The 18,793-nt window shown below is 66.4% G+C and carries 20 protein-coding genes and 1 tRNA gene; 11 read left to right on the forward strand and 10 right to left on the reverse strand.

Annotated features, from left to right (window positions below; all coding sequences use genetic code 11):
* Positions 1-12 precede the first annotated feature (12 nt).
* From G7045_RS01980 to G7045_RS02025, 10 genes are all read left to right on the forward strand, one after another.
* Positions 13-1,467, forward strand: a complete 1,455-nt coding sequence (locus G7045_RS01980; protein WP_166156582.1) for a sodium:solute symporter family protein — start codon at positions 13-15, stop codon at positions 1,465-1,467.
* Between the two features lie 83 nt (positions 1,468-1,550).
* Positions 1,551-1,841, forward strand: a complete 291-nt coding sequence (locus G7045_RS01985; protein WP_166156585.1) for an FmdB family zinc ribbon protein — start codon at positions 1,551-1,553, stop codon at positions 1,839-1,841.
* 8 nt (positions 1,842-1,849) lie between these two features.
* Positions 1,850-2,473 (forward strand): DUF502 domain-containing protein, encoded by a 624-nt coding sequence (locus G7045_RS01990; protein WP_166156588.1) that lies wholly within the window; start codon positions 1,850-1,852, stop codon positions 2,471-2,473.
* Positions 2,474-2,512: 39 nt separating this feature from the next.
* Positions 2,513-4,312: an aspartate--tRNA ligase gene (gene aspS, locus G7045_RS01995; RefSeq protein ID WP_166156590.1), complete on the forward strand. Its 1,800-nt coding sequence runs from the start codon at positions 2,513-2,515 to the stop codon at positions 4,310-4,312.
* 119 nt (positions 4,313-4,431) lie between these two features.
* Complete coding sequence (locus G7045_RS02000) at positions 4,432-5,199, forward strand: endonuclease/exonuclease/phosphatase family protein (RefSeq protein ID WP_166156593.1); 768 nt, start codon at positions 4,432-4,434, stop codon at positions 5,197-5,199.
* A 10-nt stretch (positions 5,200-5,209) separates the two neighbouring features.
* Entirely contained in the window at positions 5,210-6,418 is a 1,209-nt protein-coding gene (clsB, locus tag G7045_RS02005) for a cardiolipin synthase ClsB (protein ID WP_240919252.1), read from the forward strand.
* Positions 6,419-6,520: 102 nt separating this feature from the next.
* Positions 6,521-7,243 (forward strand): GTP cyclohydrolase I, encoded by a 723-nt coding sequence (gene folE, locus G7045_RS02010; protein ID WP_166156596.1) that lies wholly within the window; start codon positions 6,521-6,523, stop codon positions 7,241-7,243.
* 2 nt (positions 7,244-7,245) lie between these two features.
* Positions 7,246-8,133: a DMT family transporter gene (locus tag G7045_RS02015; RefSeq protein ID WP_166156599.1), complete on the forward strand. Its 888-nt coding sequence runs from the start codon at positions 7,246-7,248 to the stop codon at positions 8,131-8,133.
* 10 nt (positions 8,134-8,143) lie between these two features.
* A complete protein-coding gene (locus G7045_RS02020) occupies positions 8,144-8,395 on the forward strand; it encodes a hypothetical protein (protein WP_166156602.1) in 252 nt (83 codons plus the stop codon).
* An 18-nt stretch (positions 8,396-8,413) separates the two neighbouring features.
* Positions 8,414-9,058, forward strand: coding sequence for a LysE family translocator (locus tag G7045_RS02025; RefSeq protein ID WP_166156605.1), 645 nt, complete (start codon positions 8,414-8,416; stop codon positions 9,056-9,058).
* 242 nt (positions 9,059-9,300) lie between these two features.
* Here the strand turns inward: G7045_RS02025 and G7045_RS02030 are convergent, their stop codons facing one another.
* The 3 genes from G7045_RS02030 to G7045_RS02040 all read right to left on the reverse strand — a co-directional run bounded on the left by G7045_RS02030 (position 9,301) and on the right by G7045_RS02040 (position 12,638).
* Entirely contained in the window at positions 9,301-10,794 is a 1,494-nt protein-coding gene (locus G7045_RS02030) for an ABC transporter substrate-binding protein (RefSeq protein WP_166156608.1), read from the reverse strand.
* Between the two features lie 73 nt (positions 10,795-10,867).
* Positions 10,868-11,683, reverse strand: coding sequence for an ABC transporter permease (locus G7045_RS02035; protein ID WP_166156611.1), 816 nt, complete (start codon positions 11,681-11,683; stop codon positions 10,868-10,870).
* Complete coding sequence (locus G7045_RS02040; protein ID WP_166156614.1) at positions 11,676-12,638, reverse strand: ABC transporter permease; 963 nt, start codon at positions 12,636-12,638, stop codon at positions 11,676-11,678. Before G7045_RS02040 ends, G7045_RS02035 begins: the two co-directional genes overlap by 8 nt.
* Positions 12,639-12,748: 110 nt before the next feature.
* Here G7045_RS02040 and G7045_RS02045 point away from each other — a divergent pair, with 110 nt between their 5' ends.
* Positions 12,749-13,006, forward strand: a complete 258-nt coding sequence (locus G7045_RS02045; protein ID WP_166156617.1) for a YfhL family 4Fe-4S dicluster ferredoxin — start codon at positions 12,749-12,751, stop codon at positions 13,004-13,006.
* Between the two features lie 88 nt (positions 13,007-13,094).
* Here G7045_RS02045 and pth read toward each other — a convergent pair whose 3' ends face one another.
* The 7 genes from pth to G7045_RS02080 form a co-directional block, all read right to left on the reverse strand.
* Positions 13,095-13,712, reverse strand: a complete 618-nt coding sequence (pth, locus tag G7045_RS02050; protein WP_166156620.1) for an aminoacyl-tRNA hydrolase — start codon at positions 13,710-13,712, stop codon at positions 13,095-13,097.
* Between the two features lie 90 nt (positions 13,713-13,802).
* On the reverse strand, positions 13,803-14,423 hold the full coding sequence (locus G7045_RS02055) for a 50S ribosomal protein L25/general stress protein Ctc (RefSeq protein WP_166156622.1): 621 nt from the start codon (positions 14,421-14,423) through the stop codon (positions 13,803-13,805).
* 109 nt (positions 14,424-14,532) lie between these two features.
* Positions 14,533-15,492: a ribose-phosphate pyrophosphokinase gene (locus tag G7045_RS02060; protein WP_166156625.1), complete on the reverse strand. Its 960-nt coding sequence runs from the start codon at positions 15,490-15,492 to the stop codon at positions 14,533-14,535.
* Between the two features lie 42 nt (positions 15,493-15,534).
* Positions 15,535-15,611: transfer RNA gene (locus G7045_RS02065), tRNA-Gln, on the reverse strand.
* A gap of 40 nt (positions 15,612-15,651) precedes the next feature.
* Complete coding sequence (gene ispE / locus G7045_RS02070; RefSeq protein WP_166156628.1) at positions 15,652-16,509, reverse strand: 4-(cytidine 5'-diphospho)-2-C-methyl-D-erythritol kinase; 858 nt, start codon at positions 16,507-16,509, stop codon at positions 15,652-15,654.
* Positions 16,510-16,517: 8 nt separating this feature from the next.
* Positions 16,518-17,003 carry an outer membrane lipoprotein LolB gene (locus G7045_RS02075; protein ID WP_166156631.1) on the reverse strand — a complete coding sequence of 162 codons (486 nt, stop codon included), beginning with the start codon at positions 17,001-17,003 and terminating at the stop codon, positions 16,518-16,520.
* Entirely contained in the window at positions 17,000-18,769 is a 1,770-nt protein-coding gene (locus G7045_RS02080; protein WP_240919253.1) for a tetratricopeptide repeat protein, read from the reverse strand. The genes G7045_RS02075 and G7045_RS02080 overlap by 4 nt, the downstream gene beginning before the upstream one ends.
* Positions 18,770-18,793 lie beyond the last annotated feature (24 nt).

Below are 18,793 nucleotides of genomic sequence, written 5' to 3' on the forward strand. Positions count from 1 at the left end.
TAGGAGTCCAGCGTGCTGCTCTTCATGGTGATTGCCTACCTGTTTGTCACCATCGGCATCGGCCTGTGGGCGGCGCGGCGCGTGCAAAGCTCGGCCGACTTTGCCATTGCCGGGCGCCACCTGCCGATGTACATGATCATCACCACCACCTTTGCCACCTGGTTCGGCTCCGAGATCGTGCTCGGCGTGCCCGCCAAGTTCATCAAGGGGGGGCTCAATGCCGTGGTGGAAGACCCGTTTGGCGCCGGCATGTGCTTGATCTTGGTCGGCGTTTTTTTTGCCGCCAAGCTCTACCGCATGACGCTTCTCACCATCAGCGACTACTACCGCGCGCGCTATGGCCGCAGCGTCGAGGTCATCTGCTCGCTCATCATCATGCTCAGCTACCTGGGCTGGGTGTCGGCGCAGGTGACGGCGCTGGGGCTGGTGTTCAACCTGCTCTCGGGCGGGCTCATTTCCATTCCCTGGGGCATGGCGATTGGCGTCGGCTCCATCCTCATCTACACCCTGTGGGGCGGCATGTGGTCGGTGGCGGTGACGGACTTCATCCAGATGATCATCCTGGTGCTGGGCCTGGTGGTGCTGGCGTTCTTTGCCGCCGACATGGCCGGCGGCGCCGGCAAGGTGATCGACCTGGCTGTGAGCCGCGACATGTTCCGCTTCTGGCCCGAGCCGAGCTGGCACGAGATTGTTTTCTTCTTCGCCGCCGCCATCACCATGATGCTGGGCTCCATTCCGCAGCAGGACGTGTTCCAGCGCGTGATGTCGGCCAACACCGAGCGCGCGGCCACGCACGGCACCGTCATCGGCGGCACGGCCTACATCCTGTTTGCCTTCGTGCCCATGTTCCTGGTGGCGAGCGCGCTGCTCATCATGCCCGAGCAGACCCAGGCGCTGCTGGCCGACGACCCGCAAAAAGTGCTGCCCACCCTGGTGATGGAGCGTATGCCCGTCATGATGCAGGTGCTGTTCTTCGGCGCGCTGCTCTCGGCCATCAAATCCTGCGCCTCGGCCACGCTGCTGGCGCCCAGCGTCACGTTTACCGAGAACATCTGGCGCCAGTTCCGCACCGGCTATGTGGGCGACCTGGAGAACCTGCGCATCATGCGCATCAGCGTGTTCGTGTTTGCCATCGCGGTGCTGGCGTATTCCATCAAGATGGAAGGCACGCCGATTTTTGAGCTGGTTTCCGGCGCTTACCAGGTGCCGCTGGTGGGCGCCTTCGTGCCGCTGGTGTTTGGCCTGTACTGGAAGCGTGCTACCACCCAGGGGGCGCTGTGCGCTACCGGCCTGGGGATTGGCGTGTGGATTGCCTTCATGGCCACGCCGGCGTGGAGCGCCGTCTTTCCGCAGCAACTCGCAGGCTTGCTGGCGGCGCTGGTGGGGATGGTGCTGGGGTCGCTGTTGCCGCAGTGGGTGGCGCACCGCCCTGAGGGTGCACCGGCACTGGCGCCGGCTGGGCGCTGAGCGGCGCCCTGCATAAAACAGGTGCGAATCTATAATCGAGAGTTTTTCTGCCTGAGTACCGCTGAGTACCATTTTTCTGCAGTATGCCTATCTACGCGTATAAATGCGGCGCCTGTGGCCATGCCAAGGATGTGCTGCAAAAAATCTCCGACGCTCCCCTGACCCAATGCCCCGCCTGCGGCGCCGAGGCGTTTGCCAAGCAGCTGACGGCCGCTGGCTTTCAGCTCAAGGGTTCGGGCTGGTATGTGACCGATTTTCGGGGCGGTAATGCCGCTGCCAGCAGCCCCACCGCAGCGCCTGCGCCCGAGGCCGCACCGGCTGCGGCGCCAGCGGCCTGCGCCGCCTGCCCAGCGGCAGCCGCCAGCAAGGACTGAGCCCGCCCATGGCTGCCCTGCGCAAATGGTTGTTTACCGGCCTGCTGGTGATCGTGCCCGGCGTGATTACGGCCTGGGTGCTCAACTGGATCGTCGGCACCCTCGATCAAACCCTGGCCATCCTGCCCGAGGCCTGGCAGCCCGACCGTCTGCTGGGTTTTCACCTGCCCGGCTTTGGCGTGCTGCTGACGTTGGCGATCTTGCTCATCGCCGGCGCCCTGACCAGCAATTTCGCCGGGCGCAAGCTCGTGGCCTGGGGCGACGGCTTGGTCAGCCGCATTCCCGTGGTGCGCTCGATTTATTCCAGCGTCAAGCAGGTATCAGACACGCTGTTTTCCGAAAACGGCAACGCCTTTCGCACGGCGGTGCTGGTGCAGTGGCCGCGCGAAGGCGTGTGGACCCTGGCCTTCATCACCGGCCAGCCCGGCGGCGAGGTTGCAGCCTATTTACGCGACGAGTACGTCAGCGTTTACGTGCCGACCACGCCCAACCCCACCGGGGGGTATTTTGTGATTTTGCGCAAGAGCGACTGCATTGAGCTCGAAATGAGCGTGGACGCCGCGCTCAAATACATTGTTTCCATGGGAGTGGTGGCGCCGCCTGAGCCTGCAGCGCTTCACAACTCCCGCTAACCCACATCGCGCCCCACGAGGGCGCAGGAAGAATCCACCATGGCCATGCGCTCTGAATACTGCGGTCTCGTGACCGAAGCCCTGATGGGCCAAACCGTCACCCTGTGCGGCTGGGTGAACCGCCGCCGCGATCACGGCGGTGTGATCTTCATCGACCTGCGCGACCGCGAAGGCTATGTGCAGGTGGTGTGCGATCCCGACCGCGCCGAGATGTTCAAGGTGGCCGAAGACGTGCGCGGCGAGTTCTGCGTGCAAGTCAAGGGCCTGGTGCGCGCCCGCCCCGCCGGCACCACCAACGACAAGCTCAAGAGCGGCCAGATCGAAGTGCTGTGCCACGAACTGACGGTACTCAACGCTTCCGTCACGCCCCCGTTCCAGATGGACGACGACAACCTGTCGGAAACCACGCGCCTGACGCACCGCGTCATGGACCTGCGCCGCCCGGCCATGCAGCGCAACATGATGCTGCGCTACAAGACGGCCATCCAGGTGCGCAACTTCCTGGACAAAGAAGGTTTCATCGACATCGAAACCCCCATGCTCGGCAAGAGCACGCCCGAAGGCGCGCGTGACTACCTCGTGCCCTCGCGTGTCCACGACGGCCAGTTCTTCGCCCTGCCGCAGTCGCCCCAGCTCTACAAGCAAATGCTGATGGTGGCCGGCTACGACCGCTACTACCAGATCACCAAGTGCTTCCGCGACGAAGACCTGCGTGCCGACCGCCAGCCCGAGTTCACGCAGATCGACTGCGAGACCTCCTTCCTGAACGAGGAAGAAATCCGCGCCATCTTCCAGCGCATGATCAAAGAGGTGTTCCAAACCCAGCTGAACGTGGACCTGGGCGAGTTCCCCACCATGACCTACGCTGAGGCCGCGCACCGCTTTGGCTCCGACAAGCCCGACCTGCGCGTCAAGCTCGAATTCACCGAGTTGACGGATGTGATGGCCGATGTGGACTTCAAGGTGTTCTCCACCCCCGCCACCACCAAGGGCGGGCGCGTGGTGGCACTGCGCGTGCCTGGCGGCGCGCAGATCAGCCGGGGCGAGATCGACCAGTACACCGAGTTCGTCAAAATCTACGGCGCCAAGGGCCTGGCCTGGATCAAGGTCAACGAAGTGGCCAAGGGGCGCGACGGTTTGCAATCGCCCATCGTGAAGAACATCCACGACGCCGCGCTGACCAAAATCCTGCAGCGCACCGGCGCGCAGGACGGCGACATCCTGTTCTTCGGTGCCGACAAGCTCAAGATCGTGAACGACAGCATGGGCGCGCTGCGCCTGAAGATCGGCCACAGCGAATTTGGTAAGGCAAACGGCCTGTTTGATAACCGCTGGGCGCCGCTGTGGGTGGTGGACTTCCCCATGTTCGAGCACGACGAGGAAGACAACCGCTGGGTGGCCGTGCACCACCCCTTCACGTCCCCGAAGGACGGCCACGAAGACCTCATGGACACCGACCCCGGCCAATGCATCGCCAAGGCCTACGACATGGTCTTGAACGGCTGGGAGCTGGGCGGCGGCTCGGTGCGTATCCACCGCGCCGACGTGCAGGCCAAGGTGTTTGCTGCGCTCAACATCACGCCCGAAGACCAGCGCGCCAAGTTCGGCTACCTGCTCGACGCCCTGCAGTACGGCGCGCCCCCGCACGGCGGCCTGGCGTTTGGCCTGGATCGCCTCATCACCCTGATGACCGGCGCCGAATCCATCCGCGACGTGATCGCCTTCCCCAAGACCCAGCGCGCCCAGGACCTGCTGACCATGGCCCCCAGCCCGGTCGATGAAAAGCAGCTGCGCGAGCTGCACATCCGCCTGCGCAACCCGGGGGCTGCGGCGCAGTAAACCGCGCCCATTCGGGGGCACAATCCCCAGGCCACAACGCCAGGACGCTTCGGTGTCCTGGCGTTTTTTTTGGGGGGTGCTGCCTACAATCGTCGGTGCCATCCCCTGCAGTAATCCCCATGACCGCCTCCAGCCCCGATACCCAATTCCTGCTGCACGGCGGCCTGCTGCGCGTGGCCACCTACAACATCCACAAAGGCGTTCTTGGCCTGGGGCCAGCGCGGCGGCTGGAAATTCACAACCTTGGCCTGGCGGTGGAGCAGCTCGATGCCGACATCGTCTGCCTGCAGGAAGTGCGGCGCCTGAACCGGCGCGAGCAAGATTATTTTGAGCGTTGGCCCGCCGTGCCGCAGGCCGAATACCTGGCGCCGCTGGGCTACGAATCGGTGTACCGCACCAACGCCTACACGCGCCACGGCGAGCACGGCAACGCGCTGCTCACACGCTGGCCGGTGCTGGGGCACCAGCACGAGGACATCTCCGACCACCGCTTCGAGCAGCGCGGCCTGCTGCATGTCGAGGTGCTGTTCCAGGGGCGGCCGGTGCACGTCATCGTCGTGCACCTGGGGCTCATTCCGGGCAGCCGCGTGCGCCAGGCGGCGCAGCTGCAGCGCTTTATCGAACGCGAGGTGCCCAGCGGCGCACCGCTGATCGTCGCCGGGGACTTCAACGACTGGGGCTCGCGCCTGCAGCGCCTGCTGCGCGGCTACGGCCTGCATGAATACGACGAAGTGCGCGCGCCCACCTACCCGGCGCGTCTGCCGCTGGCGCAGCTCGACCATGTGTACGTGCGCGGCCTGACGCCCGTGGGGCTGCAGGTGCCGCAGGGGCGCATCTGGTGGCGCATGTCGGACCACCTGCCGCTGATTGCCGAATTCCATTGGTAAGCTCAGGCCGGTGAAATCCGCCGCCCCCACGTTCTCGCTTGCCCATGGCGTCCAGCTCTTGCAGGGCGGGGTGCAGCTGTTTCCGGCCCTGGTGCAGGCCATTGACGGCGCGCGCCGCAGTGTGCACCTGGAAACCTATATTTTTGACACCACCGGCGCTGGCGGCGACGTGGCGCTGGCGCTGGTGCGCGCTGCCGAGCGGGGCGTGAGCACGCGCCTGGTGGTCGATGGCGTGGGCACCGGGCGCCTGCCTTCGCCTTGGTTCGAGCGCCTGCAGGCCGCCGGGGTGCAGCTGCGCGTGTATTCGCCCCTGGGGCCGCTGGGGCTGCTGCTGCCCATGCGCTGGCGGCGCCTGCACCGCAAGCTGTGCGTGGTCGATGGCCAGGTGCTGTTTTGCGGCGGCATCAACATCCTGGACGACTACCACGACCCGAACTTCGGCCCCCTGGCGGCGCCGCGCTTTGACTTTGCCGTGCGCGCCCAGGGGCCCCTGGTGGGCCAGGCGCAAAGCGCCATGGAGCAGCTGTGGTGGCGGATGCAGGCCGTGCACGACATGCGCCAGCACCACCTGCCCGAGGCCGTGCACGCGCTGCGCGAGGCCGGCGTGGGCGCCGGCGTGGGCCCTGGCGGTGCGATGCGGGCGGCGCTGCTGCTGCGCGACAACCTGCGCCACCGCAGCCGCATCGAGCGTGCCTACCGCCGCGCCATCGCCCGCGCCCGGCATGAAATCATCATTGCCAACGCCTACTTTCTGCCCGGCGGCAAGCTGCGGCGCGCGCTCATCCTGGCCGCACGCCGGGGCGTGCGGGTGCAGTTGCTGCTGCAGGGGCGCTACGAATACTTCATGCAGTACCACGCGGCGCGCCCGGTATACGGTGCACTCCTGGGCGCGGGGGTGGAAATTTATGAGTACGCGCCGAGCTTTCTGCACGCCAAGGTGGCCGTCATCGACGCCCAGGCGCGCCGCCCCTGGGCCACGGTCGGCTCGTCCAACCTTGACCCCTTGAGCCTGCTGCTCGCGCGCGAGGCCAACGTCGTGGTGCGCGACCGGGCCTTTGCCGCCGAGCTGCGCGCGCGCCTGTGCCAGGCCATGGCGCAGGCCGGGCAGCGGGTCGAGCCCGAGGTGTTTGCGCAGCGCCCATGGCGTGAGCGGGTGCTCGACCGCATCGCCTACGCGCTCATGCGCAGCGCCTTGTGGGTGACGGGGAATCGCTATTAATAATCGCTATTAAATTGCTAGCTACTCACGCTTGGTGGATAAGCGCTGGAGCCTGAAAACCCTCTCAAAAACGGCAGCTTCAATCGCTGTTACCATGCGCGCATGAACCGATCTGCTGCCGACCTTCCCCTCGATCCCGCCGATGTCGGCGTGCCCGTCTCCGTCAAGATCCGCGAACGGCTCATGGCGGCCCGCCAGCGTTTCAACGCCAACGACAACATCGCCGACTTCATCGAGCCCGGGGAGCTCGGGCAGCTGCTCGACGAGGTCGAAGTTAAGATGCAGGCCGTGCTCGACAGCATGGTGATCGACACCGCTGGCGACCACAACACGCACAACACCGCGCGCCGCGTGGCCAAGATGTACCTGCAGGAAGTCTTCAAGGGCCGCTACGTGCCGGCGCCGGCAATCACCGAATTCCCCAACGCCGAGCACCTCAACGAGCTCATGATCGTCGGCCCCATCACCGTGCGCAGCGCCTGCAGCCACCACCTGTGCCCGGTCATCGGCAAAATCTGGATCGGCGTGCTGCCCAACAAGAACACCAACGTCATCGGCCTGTCGAAGTACGCGCGCCTGGTCGATTGGGTCATGGGCCGGCCCCAAATCCAGGAAGAAGCCGTGGTGCAGCTCGCTGACCTCATCATGCAAAAAACCCAGCCCGACGGCCTGGCCGTGGTCATGGAGGCGAGCCACTTTTGCATGTCCTGGCGCGGCGTGCGCGAGATGGACAGCAAGATGCTCAACTCCGTCATGCGCGGCGCCTTCCTCAAGGACGCCACGCTGCGGCGCGAATTCCTCGCCCTCATCCCCGGGCGCCACTGAGCTTGGCGCCCCAGGCTTTTGCCCTCATCCTGCTCGCCGGCCTGATCCACGCCCTGTGGAACATCGTTGCCAAGAAGGCCGGTGGCGACGCGCGCTTCGCCTTCTTCACCTCGGCCCTGATGGCGCTGCTGTGGGCGCCACTGGGCTGGTGGCTCGGGCGCAGCGCGCTGCCGCAGTGGGGTGCGCAGGAGTGGGTGGTGGTTGCCGTCAGCGGCCTGCTGCACGTGCTGTATTACGTGATTTTGCTGCGCGGCTACCGCCGGGCGGACCTGACCGTGGTCTACCCGCTCGCGCGCGGCACCGGGCCGCTGCTGTCCTCGCTGGTGGCGATTGCGCTGCTGGGCGAGCGCCCGGGCTGGCTCGGTGGCCTGGGCATCGTGGCGGTGGTCGGCGGCGTGTTTTTGATTGCTGGCGGCCCGGCCCTGTGGCGCAGCGCCCACAGTCAGGCGGCGGCGCAGCAGCAGCGCCTGCACGCGGGCCTGCGCTACGGCCTGCTGACCGGCGCCTTCATCGCCGCCTACACCGTGGTCGATGGCTACGCCGTCAAGTGGCTGCTGCTCTCGCCCATTTTGGTGGACTACGTGGGCAATTTCGTGCGCCTGGCGCTGTTGGCTCCGGTCGTGCTGCGCGACCTGCCGGCGGCGCGCGCTTTGTGGCGCGTGCAGTGGCGCGCGGCGCTGGTGGTGGCGGCGTTCAGCCCCATCGCCTACGTGCTGGTGCTGTTTGCCATGCGCCAGGCGCCGCTGTCGCTGGTGGCGCCGGCACGTGAGGTGTCGATGCTGTTCGCCGCCCTGATCGGCGGCCACCTGCTGGGCGAGGGCGCGCGCCTGGCCCGCCTGGGCGGGGCGCTGCTGATTGCCGCCGGCGTGGCGGCGCTGGCGCTGGGCTAGCATGGCGGCCATGCTCCGTCGCCAATCCCTCTCCCGCCGGTGGGCCGCTGCCGTAGCCGCTGCGCTGGGCCTTCTGGGCCTGCTTGGCGCCCAGCTGGCCCTGGCCGCCCCTGCGCTCTGGTACTACTGGCGCAGCACCATCGACAACGCCCGCGTCTGCGCCCAGACCTCGCCCGGCTCCGGCTGGGTGCAAGACAGCGGCCCCTTCGACGGCCCCGGCTGCCAGCCGCGCCCGCGAGTTTTCATCCTGCCCAGCCGCTGAACCGCACCCCTGCCAGCCATGCCCAGCCTTGATGTCTTGATCGCTTTTTTTGGTATTTCTGCCCTGCTGGCCCTCACGCCGGGGCCGGACAACCTGTTCGTGCTGCTGCAGTCGGCGCAGCACGGCTGGCGCACCGGGCTGTGCGTGGTGCTCGGGCTGTGCCTGGGGCTGGTGGTGCACACCAGTGCCGTGGCCCTGGGGCTGGCAGCGCTGCTGGCGGCGTCGAGCCTGGCTTTTACCCTGCTCAAACTCGTGGGCGCGGCCTACCTGGCGTACCTGGCCTGGCAGGCGCTGCGTGCGCCCGCCGCCGTCGCCAGCGCCGGCCCGGCTGCAGCGCCGTCAGGCCGGCCTGCCGCAGGCGCGCTGCGCATGGTGGGGCGGGGCGTGCTCATGAACCTGAGCAACCCCAAGGTGCTGATTTTCTTCCTCGCCTTCCTGCCCCAGTTCGCCGACCCGGCGCGCGCCAGCGTGGCGCCGCAAATCCTGCTGCTGGGGCTGGTGTTCATGCTCGCCACGCTGTTGGTGTTCGGCGTCATCGCCCTGTTTTCGGGGCATTTTGGCGCCCTGCTGCAACGCTCGGCCCGCGCCCAGCAGTGGCTGCAGCGCACGGCGGGGCTGGTCTTTCTGGGGCTGGCGCTGCGGCTGGCGACGAGCGCCCGTTAGGAGCCTGTCGGACTTGGAAATCGTCGGCTGCAAATCGACCGCAGCGGCCAATTTTTGGCTTCGCCACTCTTCGAGAACACCGTCTTTTTGCCCAATAGCTCGGCTATTGGGCTGCAAATCCGGCAAAAACTGGTCTCGCTGGGGCCGATTTTCGCTTTCGACGCTCCAAGCCCGACAGGCTCCTAGCTATATTTTTAATAGCTGCTTGCGCTTGATGGGATTGGGTTAGAGGCTTTTTGGGCTTAGGCCCAGTACATCCCCGCCAAATCGTTCACGAACACCGGCATGTCGCTCCACAGCCCGCGCAGGTCTTTGGCGGCGACGGTGACCCATTGCGGTTGGTAGAGAAAGGCGTGCACGCAGTCTTCGGCCAGCAGGCGCTGGGCGTCGCCGAGCAGGCGGGCGCGGTCGGCGGGGCGGGTGCTGTGCTGGATTTGCTGGTACAGGGTGTTGAAGGCCGGGGATCGGTAGCCCCAGTAGTAGCCTGGCTTGGCGAAGTTGCCCAGGTCCAGGGGTTCGACGTGTGAGATCAGCGTCAGGTCGTAGTTTTTCTGGCCGTAGGTGCCGGCCAGCCACTGCGCCCATTCCACGTTCTGCAGCCGCGCCTGGATGCCAACCTTGGCCAGCATGGCGGCGATGATCTCGCCGCCCTGGCGCGCGTAGGGTGTGGGTGGCAGGGTCAGGGTCAGTGCCAGCGGTAGCTTGACGCCGGCTTCGGCCAGCAGTTTTCTGGCCTTGTCGGGGTCGTAGGGATTCAGGCCAGTGGTATCGACGTAGCCGAAGGCGCCGGGCACGTAGTGGCTGCCGATGGCGCGGCCGAGGCCGTCGGCAGCGCCCTGGATGACGGCCTCGCGGTCGATGGCGGCGGCGATGGCGCAGCGCACGCGCCTATCCTGCAGCGGCTTGCGCGCGTGGTTCATGGCCAGAATGGTTTTGGCGCGCGAGCCGCTGACGATGACCTGAAAGCGCGGCTGGGCCTTGAACTGCGCCATGCTGCGCGGCGTCACGCGCGGGAAGGCGTCCACGTCGCCGGCCAGCAGCGCAGCCACCTGCGCTGCCGGGTCGGGGATGAAACGGAAGGTGATGCGCGCCAGGCGCACGCTGTGCGCGCTGCGCCAGCCGTCCCAGCGCGTGAGCGTGAGCGCGGCGCCGCGTGTCCAGGACTGCAGCCGGTAGGGGCCGGTGCCTATGGGTTTGCTGGCGTTGCTGGCGGCGCTGGTGGGCTCGACGATGATGGCCGTGGCCTGGCCGAGCAGGAACAGCAGGTCGGGCTCGACCTCGCTGCTGTGCAGGCGCACGGTGTGTTCGTCGAGCACCTCGGTGCGCAGCTGGGCGAAGGTGGCTTTGTCTTTGTTCGTGCTCTTGGCGCTGCCAGCGCGCTCGAAGGAAAACTGCACGCTGCGCGCGTTGCAAGGTGCGCCGTTGTGAAACTGCACGCCCCGGCGCAGGCGCAGGGTGCAGGTTTTGAGATCGCGCCCAAGCTCCCAGCTCTCGGCCAGCAGGGGCGAGACGCTGCCGTCGGGGTTGATTTTGGTCAGGGTCTCGAAGACGTTGTAGAGCACCACTTCGGCAATCGACGAGGCTGCGCCGGCGGTGGGGTCGAGCCCCGGCGGCTCCAGAGCCAGGCCCAGGGTGAGGCGGTCTTTGGGTGCCTGCGCCCAGGTGGGCCAGGGCAGGGTGCTGGCGGCAGCGGCGAGGGCGCCGCCGGCCAAAAGCGAGCGTCGGGTGCGGTGCATGGAAATCCTTTGGGCGCGTTTGTACACCAGCGGGATAACCCTGGTTGTAAAAAAATCCAGGGTGCTGGCCGCTTCAGCGCAGGCGCGGGTCGAGCCAGTCGCGCAGGCCGTCGCCCAGCAGGTTCAGCCCCAGCACGGTGAGGGCGATGGCGCTGCCGGGCCAGAGAGCGAGCAGTGGGGCGTCGAACAGCAGCGTTTGCGCTTCGCTCAACATGCGGCCCCAGGAGGGTTCGGGCGCTTGCGTGCCCAGGCCGAGGTAGGACAGGGCGGCTTCGGCCAGGATGGCCAGGGCGCATTGCACGGTGGCCTGCACCAGCAGCAGCGGCGCCAGGTTGGGCAGGATGTGGATGCGGGTGATCTGCGCCTGCGTGCGGCCGCAGGCGCGGGCGGCGCGCACGAATTCGCGCGCCCACAGGCTGTGCGCGCTGGCGCGGCCCAGGCGTGCGAACACCGGCACGTTGGCGATGGCCAGGGCGACGATGGCATTTTTCATGCCCGGCCCCCACAGGGCGCTGAGGGTGATGGCGCTGAGCAGGGCCGGGAAGGCAAAGCTGAAATCGACCAGGCGCATGAGCAGCGCCTCGACCCAGCCACGCCGCGCCGCTGCCCACAGCCCCAGCGCCGTGCCCAGCACCAGCCCCAGGCCGACGGCGCCCAGGGCCACGGCCAGGCTGCTGTGCGCGCCCTGCAGCAGTTGCGCGGCCACGTCGCGGCCATAGGCGTCGGTGCCCAGCCAGTGTGCGCTGCTGGGCGCTTGCAGGCGCTGCGCCATGTCCATGGCCTGGGCGCTGGCGGGCGGCCACAGCAGGCCCGCCAGGCTGGCCAGCAGCAGCGCCAGCGTGAGCAGCCCACCCAGCCACAACGAGAGGGGGTGGGGGCGGCTAGGCATGGCGGTGGCGGCTGCGTGGATCGGCCCAGGCGCTGGCGAGATCGACGCCGGCGTTGATGAGCAGCACCAGCGCGCACAGCAGCAGCACGCAGTTGCGCAGCACGATCAGGTCGCGGTTGGCAATGGCCTGAAAAATCAGGCGCCCCAGGCCCGGCAGGTTGAAGACGTTTTCCACCACGATGGTGCCGGCCAGCAAATTGGCGAGCTGCAGGCCGGCAATGGTGAGCACCGGCACCAGGGCGTTGCGCAGCACATGGCGCAGCAAGGTGGCGCGTGGTGATAGGCCCTTGGCGCGGGCGGTGCGGACAAAGTCTTGCCCCAGCACGTCGAGCACGGCGGCGCGCACGATGCGCGCCAAAATCGCCGCCTGCACCAGCGCCAGCGCCAGCGCCGGCAGCACCAGGGCGCGCAGCCCGGGCAGCAGGCCGCCGCCGGCTTCAGCGCTCCAGCCTGGGAAGCCCCCTGCCGCCACCCATTGCAGGCGCACGGCAAATAGCAAGATCAGCAAGATGGCCAGCCAGAAGCTGGGCACGGCCAGGCCCAGCTGGGTGAGCGCCATCAGCCCCCAGTCGCCCATGCGGCCGTGGTGCAGGGCGGCGTACAGACCGGTGGCGAGCGCCAGCAGCAGCGTCAGCAGCAGGGCCAGCAGAGCCAGGGGGACGGTTACTTGCAGGCGCTCGGCGATGAGATCGGCTACCGGGCTGGCGTAGGCCCAGCTCTCGCCGAGTTCGCCGTGCAGCAGGCCCCAGAGCCAATCCTGGTAGCGCTGCCAGGCGCTGTGCTCCAGCCCGAGTTGCGTGGCCAGCTGCGCCACGGCCTCGGGGTCGGCGTCGGGGCCCAGTTGCAGCTCGGCGGCGTTGCCCGGTAGCCAGTCGAGCAAGATAAACACCAGGGCCGAGGCCAGCAGCAGCGTGGTGGCCAGGGCAGTCAGGCGGCGCAGCAGGTACGAGGGCATGGTGGCGGTGAATGCAAAACCCTGCACAAGAGGATGGCAGGCGGGCGGCAGGATAATGCCGGCCCCGTGAGGTTCAAGAAGTTGCGTTGCGAAGGAGGCGAGAGAGCACTATGGCACTGATGATTACCGACGAGTGCATCAACTGCGATGTGTGTGAGCCCGAGTGCCCGAACGATGCCATTTCTTTGGGCGAGCTGCACTACGACATCGACCCTCACAAGTGCACCGAGTGCGTCGGGCACTTTGATGAACCGCAGTGCGTGCAGATTTGCCCCGTGGCCTGCATTCCGGTGCACCCGCAGCATGTGGAGGGGCGCGAGACGCTGTTCCAAAAATTCCAGCGCCTGCAGGCGGCCAAGACGCGCTAGCTCAATGGCTTGATTCCTGGGTTTTGCCGAGTGTTTTAGGCCGCTAGCGCTTATCTGGCAAGCGCTGGCAGCTATCAAATAAATAGCATCAATCCTCGCCCTCGGGCAAGCGCCGGGCGGGCTTGGGGCGGGGTGGCTCGGTGGTGTGGATGTGTTGTGTGGCCTTGTCCATGTCGCCCGCGAGCAAGGTGGGCAGGGCCGGCAGGGTGTGGATGATGGCGTCCTCGATGCGGCGCATATCGTCAGGCGCGGGTTTTTTCAGCACCCAGTGCACCACTTCATGCTTGACGCCGGGGTGGCCGATGCCGATGCGCAGGCGCCAGTAGTCGCTGCTGCCGAGCTGGGCGTGGATGTCGCGCAGGCCGTTGTGCCCGCCGTGGCTGCCGCCGCGCTTGAGCTTGACGACGCCGGGGGCAAAGTCGAGCTCGTCGTGTGCCACCAAAATCTCGTGCGGCGCGATCTTGAAAAAGCGCGCCAACGCCGCTACCGATTTGCCCGAGAGGTTCATGAAGGTTTGCGGCTGCAGCAGCCAGCGCGCCTCACCAGAGACGTTCACGCGCGCCGCCAGGCCCCAGTAGCTGCGCTCGGGCACCAGCGTGGTGCGCAGCTCGCGCGCGACGGCGTCGAGCCACCAAAAACCGGCGTTGTGGCGCGTGGCCTCGTATTCCGGGCCAGGATTGCCCAGGCCGACAAAGAGTTTGATCATGCTGCTTCATGCTCCCAAAGCAAACGGCCCACCAGAGGTGGGCCGCTGAAGTGGCGGGGCTGGCGCAAGCGCCAGCCCGTGGGGCGAAGATTACTTCTTGCCCTTCTTGGCCGGAGTGGCTGCGGGGGCAGCGGCGGCTTCCACCACCACTTCGGGCAGCTTGATGGAGATCAGGGCCGGGTTCTTGTTCGAGCCACGCACCACGGTCTTGACGCCGTTGGGCAGCTTCAGGGCTTGCACGCCCAGGGCCGACTTGCTGGTGATCTGGCTCAGGTCCACGGTGACGAACTCGGGCAGCTGTGCGGGCATGCAGACCACGTCGATTTCGTGCATCACGGGGGTGATGGTGCAGCCTTCGGCCTTGACGGCGGGCGACACGTCAGCACCTTCGAAGTGCAGCGGCACCTTCAGGTGGATCTTGGTGGAAGCATCCACGCGCTGGAAGTCCACGTGCAGCACCAGCTGCTTGAAGGGGTGGAACTGCACGTCGCGCAGCACGACCTTGCTGGTCTGGCCGCCGATTTCCATGTCCAGAACGCTGGAGTGGAAAGCTTCTTTTTTCAGGGCGTGCCACAGGGCGTTGTGGTCGAGCTCGATGGCTTGGGGCTCCAGACCCGCGCCGTAAACGATGCCGGTGGTACGGCCAGAATTGCGCAGACGGCGGCTCGCACCCGTACCTTGCTTGGCGCGCTCAAAAGCGACGAATTGCATAAGAAAACTCCTGAGAGGATCGGCCGCGACCAGCGCGATCCGTTTGATGAAAAAGGGCGGGGCCGATCTGCCCTGCCCTGGTGCTGAACCCGAGGGGCGCGCAGGGCGCTCAGTCGGAGAACAAACTCATGACCGACTCGCCGGTGGCAATGCGCTGGATGGTCTCGCCAATCAGCGGTGCCACGGAGAGTTGGCGAATCTTGGGGCAGGCCTTGGCAGCGGCGTGCAGCGGGATGGTGTTGGTGACGACGACTTCGTCCAGGGCCGAACCCTGGGCGATGCGCTCGATGGCCGGGCCGGAGAAAATCGGGTGCGTGCAATACGCGTAGACGTTCTTGGCACCGCGCTGCTTGAGCACTTCGGCAGCTTTGACCAGCGTGCCGGCGGTGTCGATCATGTCGTCCATGATGACGCAGTTGCGGCCTTCGATGTCGCCGATGACGTGCATGACTTCGGAGACGTTGGCCTTGGGGCGGCGCTTGTCGATGATGGCCAGGTCGCAGCCGAGTTGCTTGGCCAGGGCGCGTGCGCGCACCACGCCGCCAACGTCGGGGCTGACGACGATCAGGTTGTCGTAGTTTTTCTGCGTCAGGTCGCCCAGCAGCACCGGCGAGGCGTAGATGTTGTCCACCGGGATGTCGAAAAAGCCCTGGATCTGGTCGGCGTGCAAGTCCATGGTCAGCACGCGGTTCACGCCCACGGCTTGCAGCATGTTGGCCACCACCTTGGCCGAGATGGGCACGCGCGTCGAGCGCGGGCGGCGATCCTGGCGGGCGTAGCCGAAGTAGGGGATGACGGCAGTGATGCGCTCGGCCGAGGCGCGCTTGAGCGCGTCCACCATGATGAGCAGTTCCATCAGGTTGTCGTTCGTCGGTGCGCAGGTCGATTGCACGACGAAGACGTCACGGGTACGCACGTTTTGCTTGATCTCGATGGTGACTTCACCGTCGGAGAAGCGGCCAACGTCAGCGGCGCCCAGGGTGGTTCCCAGTTGGGAAGCAATTTCGCCGGCCAGGCCAGGATTGGCGTTGCCGGTAAAAACGAGAAAATCGGGTTGGTTGGCTTGCATGACCGTCTCAGCCGTTAGATGTTGCGTGAAAGCAAAAGTATTTGGCAGGGGAGGAAGGACTCGAACCCTCGCATGCCGGAATCAAAATCCGGTGCCTTTACCAACTTGGCGACTCCCCTACACTGGTTGATTGTCTTGGCGACAACCCACCGATAACTTTCAATCTAAGGCCCATCCAGCCAATGGATGAAGCTCTAGATTATTGCATACTTTGATTTTCCACGCTGAGTTTGCGTCATTTAAATCAACTGTATGCAACATTGGTGCAAACACTGCACTTCCTGAGCCCGTCATGCGCCCTTGCAAGCCTTTGGTTTTGAGCCATGCAAGGGCTTCATTAACCTCGGCACACAGAGTTTGTGCTACAGGCTGCAAGTTGTTTCGACCAAAGCCGAAGTGATTTGCAGCAAAGCCTGAGATTGTAGCACTGTCTGAATCGCGTTCAAGAGTTGGGTGCGAAAAAATTGTTTTCGTCTCCAGCCCGGCAGCGGGTTTGACAACCAGAAAACGCGCAGGCGGTGGCTGGTATGCAATCTCAAGAGGCGCAATTATGTCACCAATTCCCTCCACCCAGGCGTTGCGGCCACACAAAAAAAACGGTACGTCGGCGCCCAGCTGCAGCCCAATGGTTTGCAGCTGGCGCCGCGTCAGGCGCAAATTCCACAGCCGGTTGAGTGCGAGCAAGGTGGTGGCGGCGTCCGATGAGCCCCCGCCCATGCCCGCTTGCGCCGGAATGCGTTTGTGCACGCCAATGTGCGCGCCCAGGCGGCAGCCGGTGGCTGCTTGCAGTGCCTGGGCGGCGCGCACGATCAGGTCTTGCGCTGGCAGGGGCGGGCCGTCCGCCAGGTCTTCGCGGGAAATGGCGCCGTCCTGGCGCAATGCGATGTGCAGGCTGTCGCACCAGTCGATGAGCATGAACACCGACTGCATCAGGTGGTAGCCGTCGGCGCGCCGGCCGGTGATGTGCAAAAACAGGTTCAGCTTGGCCGGAGCTGGCAGGTCGTAGAGCGCTTGCATGAAAAAAATCAGGGGGTGAGAACGATGCGCAAGGTGGTCTGCGGCAGAGGCTGCCAGCGCTGCGCAGTGATGCGGCCTTGGGCGGCGGCGCTCATGTCCACCTGCCAGCCAGCAGTGGGTGTGGCCTGGCCTTGGAGCCAGTCGAACAAGGCGGCAATTGGCAGGCTGCTGCCGGTGAGTTCGTGCAGCAAGGCGTCGAGCGAGGTCGAGGTGCGCTCTTGCCCGCCTTGCTCCAGCCGGGCCATGCCTGCAGCCCAGCGCAGGCGCGCCACGCTGGTGCCCAATGGGGTGGTGAGCAGCAGCGCGCCCTGTTCCGGGGTGCCGCTGAGCTGAAAATTGGCATGAAACGACTGCGCGGCATCGTCTTGCACTTGCAGCGCCAGACGCCCGCTCCAGGTGTTGGGGTTTGCCGCTTCTCGTGGCGGCGGCTGGGCGCAGCCGGCCAGCCACAGCAGGCACAGCACCAGGCCGATGCGGGCCCACCATGGGCTCAAGGTTGCACTCCCAGGCGCTGCAGGGTTTTTTGGAGGGTTTCGTTGTCGGGGTTGAGTTCGAGGCCCTCGCGCCAGGTTTTGCGCGCCAGTTCCGGGTGCTGCAGCTGCCAGAGCACCTCGCCCAGGTGGGCGGCGATTTCGGCGTCGGGCTGGGCTCGGTAGGCTTGTTCCAGCAGGCGCAGGGCTTCGGTGGTGTTGCCCAGGCGGAACTCGACCCAGCCCAGGCTGTCGGTGATGAAGGGGTCGCCGGGAGCGTATTCCAGGGCTTTTTGCACCAGGGCCTTGGCTTCTGGAAGGTTCGCACCACGATCGGCCAGCGAGTAGCCCAGGGCGTTGTAGGCGTGGTGATAGTCGGGGTGCTTGGCGATCAGGGCGCGCAGCAGCTGTTCCATGGTTTCGCGCTGCCCGGCTTTGTCGGCCAGCATCGCCTGGTCGTAGAGCAGGTCGCCATCGTCAGGCGCCAGGGCGACGAGCTGGCCCTGGAGTTCGTAAGCGGCCTGGTATTGGCGGGCTTCGCGCAGCAGCTGCACCTCGGCCGCGAGCTTCATGCGCTGGTCTTGTTCGCTACCGCTGGGCAGGGCCTGGATCAGGGCACGGGCTTGCGCCAGCTGGCCCTGGTGCACCAGGATGGAGGCGCGGCGCAGCTGCGCCCCGAGCAGCTCTTGCGGGTTGGGAATGCGGTCGAGCCAGGCCAGGGCTTGTGGGTATTGCTGGCGTTTTTCGGCAATGTGGGCCTGCAGCAGGAAGGCTTGCGTCAGGCCGGCCTGGTGCGTTTGGCTTGCCTGGTGCGACTGCCCTGGGGCGGTGGCGGTGTCTGTCAGGGCCATGAACTGGCGCAGAGAGGCTTCGGCGCCATCGAGGCGGCCGTCCTGCACCTGCAAGGTGGCCAGCAGCAGCCAGGGGTCGGGCAGGCTCGGTTGCTCGGCCGTCAGGCGTTTGAGCTGCACGGCAGCCTCTGGGTAGCGCTGGCGCCCGAGCAGCGAGCGGGCATAGGCCATGCGGGCCTCGGGGCTGCTCGCTCCCTGGAAGTGCTGGGCGATCAGGGGTTCGGCGGCGCTCATGCCGTCTTCGCTCAGCGCCAGCGCCAGCAGCACAGGGCCGTCGGCCTGGGGGTCGAGCTGCAAGGCTTGGCGGGCTGCAGCCAAGGCGCCTTCTTGGTCGGCGGCGGCCAGGCGCATCTGGCCTATGGTGGTCCAGGCAATGGCGCCCAGGGCGGGTTTTTGCAGCTCGCCTTGCAGGGCCTGGGCGGTGATGTCGGCCGCCAGGGTCTTGTCGCTGACGTGGGCGTAGAGCCGGGGGATGGTGGCAATGGCTGCGGCGCGCTGCGGCGCCGGGGTTTGGGCCAGTTCCTGGCGCAGTGGTTCGGCGCTGTCGCCCACGCGGTTGAGGGCAATCAGAATTTGCAGCACGAAGCGGTTGGCATCGCGCGATTGCGGTTGGGCGCTGCGCCAGGCTTGGGCGGCGTTGAGGGCGGCGTCGCCCGAGCGCGCTTGCAGGGCGATTTCTATCGCGCGGCGGTAGAGCGCGCTGTCGTCGCTTTGGCGGGCGGCTTGCAGCATCAGGGCGTAGCCCGTGCCGGGCTCGCCGGTGCTGGCGGTCAATTCGCCCAGCAGGACTTCGTAGAACAGCTCGGCGGTACGGGCCTCGCGTACCTCGTCGGCGCGTACGGCTTTGGATTTGGTGGCGCTGGCGGCTTGGGCGCCAAGGCTCAGGGGGAGTACAAGCAGGGCGCAGGCCAGGGGTCGCAGGCGTGGGTGGAGCAGCATCGACCCATAATAATCCAAGCCTTG

It is taken from the genome of Acidovorax sp. HDW3, assembly GCF_011303755.1.
Lineage (GTDB): Bacteria > Pseudomonadota > Gammaproteobacteria > Burkholderiales > Burkholderiaceae_C > Paenacidovorax.